The organism is Streptomyces sp. NPDC059909 (assembly GCF_042730885.1).
Lineage (GTDB): Bacteria > Actinomycetota > Actinomycetes > Streptomycetales > Streptomycetaceae > Streptomyces.
Window position 1 is genome coordinate 25,272 of sequence record NZ_JBHWKX010000014.1, and the last position, 4,833, is coordinate 30,104.

Annotated in this window: 3 protein-coding genes; 1 reads left to right on the forward strand and 2 read right to left on the reverse strand. The window is 69.2% G+C overall.

Features of this window, described 5'->3' with window-relative positions:
* Nucleotides 1–169: 169 nt before the first annotated feature.
* Complete coding sequence (locus ACFV9O_RS12605) at nt 170–568, reverse strand: hypothetical protein (RefSeq protein WP_385416086.1); 399 nt, start codon at nt 566–568, stop codon at nt 170–172.
* A 199-nt stretch (nt 569–767) separates the two neighbouring features.
* Entirely contained in the window at nt 768–1,754 is a 987-nt protein-coding gene (locus ACFV9O_RS12610; RefSeq protein WP_385416089.1) for a hypothetical protein, read from the reverse strand.
* 137 nt (nt 1,755–1,891) lie between these two features.
* Here ACFV9O_RS12610 and ACFV9O_RS12615 point away from each other — a divergent pair, with 137 nt between their 5' ends.
* Nucleotides 1,892–4,513: a valine--tRNA ligase gene (locus tag ACFV9O_RS12615; protein ID WP_385416092.1), complete on the forward strand. Its 2,622-nt coding sequence runs from the start codon at nt 1,892–1,894 to the stop codon at nt 4,511–4,513.
* Nucleotides 4,514–4,833 lie beyond the last annotated feature (320 nt).

The window sequence follows — 4,833 nt, forward strand, 5'->3', positions numbered from 1 at the left end:
AGGAGAGGAAAAAAAAACCCACCCAAAGAGAAAACACCCCCCCCCCCCCCCCCCCCCCCCCCCACCACCCCCCCCCCCCCCCCCCCCCCCCCCCCCCCCGCCCCTGATGCGTTGCAGGCCCATGTGCCCCAGGACGTCCAAGGCCTACTTCGGCTGCTGGTTCAGGTAGCTATGCCCAGTGGAGATTGGTTCCCTTGGCCGACTCGCACAGCAACTTCAGCGTGTTGCCGTCGAACACTCCCACCTGCGTCCAGGCCAGCCGGATTCCTCCTGAGTCCGTGGCAGAGGTTCCCCAGCTCTGCGAGGTTCCGGAACCGGAGTAGAGGCGCTTCCACGGCCAGGCGTGGTTGGTGCCGTTGCTCTTGCGGGTGACGAGTCGCACGCCCACGTTCATCCCGTCGGCCTTTCGGTCGGCAACCGTCAGCGTCACCGGGTTCAGTCGTGTGCGACTCGCGTAGTCCCACTTGCCTCCACCCGTGGCCGGCGGGGCAACGATGACGCCGCCGATCACGGGGCTGCACTTCGAGTCGTAGTTGGCGGCGGCAGCCGGAGTGGCCGCCAGCGGCACGAGGAGGCATGCAATGCCTCCGGCTATCGCAGAAATGGCTCGTCTGCGCACAAGTACCCCCATGCATAATCGAGTTGGTCAGACTTGATCAGGCCCACCGTATCGAACGTCAGTTCCGGCCGGTGTGTCGGGGGACGGAGAGGGTGCCCGGCCGGTTCGTCAGCTGGCCGGGCGCCCTGCATGGCGCGTGCTCCGTGGATCAGGCCTTGGTGCGCGAGGTGTTGTACAGCTTCGCTGCGAGGGCGGCGACCTCGTCCTGGGGAACCGCCTTGCCGCCCGCACCCAGCAACTGGGCCGCATCGATGACGTTCACGGCGGCGATGGTGCTGTAGTCGGACCAGACGCAGACCGGCAGCTCGAACTCCTTTGCGCCCAGCCCGGAGGAATCGCTGCTGACAGGTGTGAACTTGGCGGTCTGGCACTTCATGATGGCGCCTTCGAAGCCCGCCGGCTCCACGGTGGCAGGGTCGCCGGCGAATTCGACCTTGACGTCTTCCTCGTCGTCCTTGTCGCCTTCCTCCATCTTCCGGAAGTAACCGTCGATCGCCTTCTCCGGGTCGGGTATCTCGCCCCACAGGCCGTTGAGGCTCAGGCCCTTCCCCTTCGCCGGGGCGCTCGGGTCGCCCGACTTGTAGGAGGCGCCGGCCTGCTTGGGGTTCTTGATCCCGAGGAGGGCCTCGACCTCCTTCTTCTCCTTGGCGGAAAGAGAGGCCGGGCTGTCCTTGTCCTTCTTGAAGTCGTCGACCGACGCGGCCGGGGTGAGCTTGTAGCCCTTGGTGTCGTCGGCCACGTCGCTGTTGCCGCCGCCCGACGTCAGGAAGTACACGCCACCTGCGACCACCGCGAGTGCCACGACCACCGCGCCGATGACCAGGCCCGTCTTCCTGCCGCCGCCCTGGGCCGGCGGCGGGGGCGGGTAGGCGCCGGGGCCCGCGCCGTACGGGGGCTGCTGGGGCGGCTGGCCGTAGGGGGCGGGCTGCTGGGGCTGGCCCCAGCCCTGCTGCTGCGGCGGGACGCCCTGGGGGGCCTGCTGGGGGTACCCGTAGCCGGGCTGCTGCGGAGGCTGCTGCGGGTAGCCGTAGCCGGGCTGCGGGGCCTGCGGCGGCTGACCGTAGGGACCCGGCTGGCCGTACGGACCGGGCTGCTGGGGCTGACCGCCGTACGGGCCCGGCTGGTTGTAGCTCATTACTGGGTTCCCCTCCAGATGCCTATGCGTTCCGAACATCCTGTCGGAACGGGCACCGTCCCGGGGCACCAGGGCGCACACCGTTACGGAACATTCCCGTTTCAGAACGGGCCCGTGGCACCTCTAAACTGTGGCCCGTGACCGAGAACACTCAGCAGCAGCCAGCCAGCAACCCCGAACTGCCGACCCAGTACGCGCCGGCCGAGGTAGAGGGGGAGCTGTACGAGCGCTGGGTAGAACGCGGTTATTTCGAGGCCGACGCGAAGAGCGAGAAGCCTCCGTACACCATCGTCATCCCGCCGCCTAACGTCACGGGCAGCCTCCACCTGGGCCACGCCTTCGAGCACACGCTGATCGACGCCCTCACCCGCCGCAAGCGGATGCAGGGCTACGAGACGCTGTGGCAGCCCGGCATGGACCACGCCGGCATTGCCACGCAGAACGTCGTCGAGCGCGAGCTCGGCAAGGAGGGCAAGTCCCGCCACGACCTGGGCCGCGAGGCGTTCGTCGAGCGCGTCTGGCAGTGGAAGGCAGAGTCCGGCGGCCAGATCTCCGGCCAGATGAAGCGTCTGGGCGACGCCGTCGCCTGGTCGCGTGAGCGCTTCACCATGGACGAGGGCCTGTCCAAGGCCGTCCAGACCATCTTCAAGAAGCTCTACGACGACGAGCTGATCTACCGGGCCGAGCGCATCATCAACTGGTGCCCGCGCTGTCTGACCGCCATCTCGGACATCGAGGTCGAGTACCAGGACGACGACGGCGAGCTCGTCTCCATCCGGTACGGCGAGGGCGAGGACTCCATCGTCGTCGCCACGACCCGCGCCGAGACGATGCTCGGTGACACGGCCGTCGCCGTCCACCCCGAGGACGAGCGCTACAAGCACCTGGTCGGCCGCGAGATCGTGCTGCCGCTCACCGGCCGCCGCATCCCCGTCGTCGCCGACGAGCATGTCGACCCCGAGTTCGGCACCGGTGCCGTCAAGGTCACGCCCGCGCATGACCCGAACGACTTCGAGATCGGCCAGCGGCACGGTCTGCCGAGCCTCGCCGTCATGGACGAGCACGCGATCATCACCGCGCACGGCCCCTTCCAGGGCCTGGACCGGCTGGAGGCCCGCAGCGCCATCGTCGGCGCCCTGCGCGCCGAGGGCCGGATCGTCGCCGAGAAGCGTCCGTACGTCCACTCCGTCGGCCACTGCTCGCGCTGCAAGACCACCATCGAGCCGCGGCTGTCCATGCAGTGGTGGGTCAAGGTCGGCCCGCTGGCGAAGGCCGCGGGTGACGCGGTCCGCGACGGCAAGGTCAAGATCCACCCCCAGGAGATGGAGAAGCGGTACTTCGACTGGGTCGACAACCTGCACGACTGGTGCATCTCGCGTCAGCTCTGGTGGGGCCACCGCATCCCGGTCTGGTACGGCCCGAACGGTGAGATCGTCTGCGTCGGACCGGACGAGCAGCCCCCGAGCGGCGAGGGCTGGACCCAGGAGACCGACGTCCTCGACACCTGGTTCTCCTCCGGCCTGTGGCCGTTCTCCACGCTGGGCTGGCCGGAGCAGACCGAGAGCCTCGCGAAGTTCTACCCGAACTCCGTCCTGGTCACCGGCTACGACATCCTCTTCTTCTGGGTCGCCCGGATGATGATGTTCGGCCTGTACGCGATGGACGGCACCCCGCCGTTCCACACCATCGCCCTGCACGGCATGGTCCGCGACCAGTTCGGCAAGAAGATGTCGAAGTCCTTCGGCAACGCGGTCAACCCGCTGGACTGGATGGACAAGTACGGCTCCGACGCGCTGCGCTTCACGCTCGCCCGCGGCGCCAACCCTGGTGTCGACGTCCCGATCGGCGAGGACTGGGTCCAGGGCTCGCGCAACTTCGCCAACAAGATCTGGAACGCGACCCGCTTCGCGCTGATGAACGGCGCCACGGTCGAGGGCCCGATGCCCGCGCCCGAGCAGATGTCGGCGACCGACCGCTGGATCCTGTCGCGCCTCGACTCGGTGGTCGCCGAGGTGGACGCGTACTACGAGGACTACCAGTTCGCGAAGCTCTCCGACGCGCTCTTCCACTTCGCGTGGGACGAGGTCTTCGACTGGTACGTCGAGCTGTCGAAGACGACGTTCATGGGCGGCGGCGAGCCCGCGAAGGTCTCCGCCCGCGTCCTCGGTGAGGTCCTCGACGTCACGCTGCGCCTGCTCCACCCGGTCGTCCCCTTCGTCACCGAGACGCTGTGGACCACGCTCACGGGCGGCGAGTCGGTCGTCATCGCCGACTGGCCGAAGGACTCCGGCTTCCGCGACCAGGCCGCGGAGCGCGAGATCGAGCTGGTCCAGCGAGTCGTCACCGAGGTCCGCCGCTTCCGCTCCGACCAGGGGCTGCAGCCCGGCCAGAAGGTTCCGGCCCGCCTCACCCTGGACGGCACCGCGCTGGCGCCCCACGAGGGCGCGATCCGGCAGCTGCTGCGCCTCCAGCCGGAGGGCGATTCCTTCCACGCGACGGCGACCCTGCCGGTCGCGGGCGCGGAGGTCGCTCTGGACCTCTCCGGTGTGATCGACGTCGCCGCGGAGCGCAAGCGGCTCGCGAAGGATCTCGCCGCGGCGGAGAAGGAGAAGGCCCAGGCGACCGCGAAGCTCGGCAACGAGGCGTTCCTGGCGAAGGCCCCGGACAATGTCGTCGACAAGATCCGCGGCCGGCTCGCCAAGGCCGAGGAGGACATCGAGCGCATCAGCGCCCAGCTGGCCGGCCTGCCCCAGGCCTAGCCGGCACGGCTTCCCCCGGACGGGCTCCAGAGGAGCCCGTCCGGCTTTTTTGTGTGCAGGGATCTCCGGCCCACGCCGGCCCACGCGGCGGTGCCGGGCACGCATCAAGCCCGGCCGGCCTTGGGGGGCGGACACCGGTCCGGACGGCGGTGCCGGGCACCCGCCGAGCCCGTCCGCCGCTCGAGGACGGACACGCGGGTCCACCGCACGGTGTGGATGATGGAGACATGCCGCACAAGCCCGCCGTCGGAGAACCCGCGCGCCGCACAGCCCCCTCGACGGGGGGCCTACCGCTATACCACTTGGCTTTTTGTCCCCCT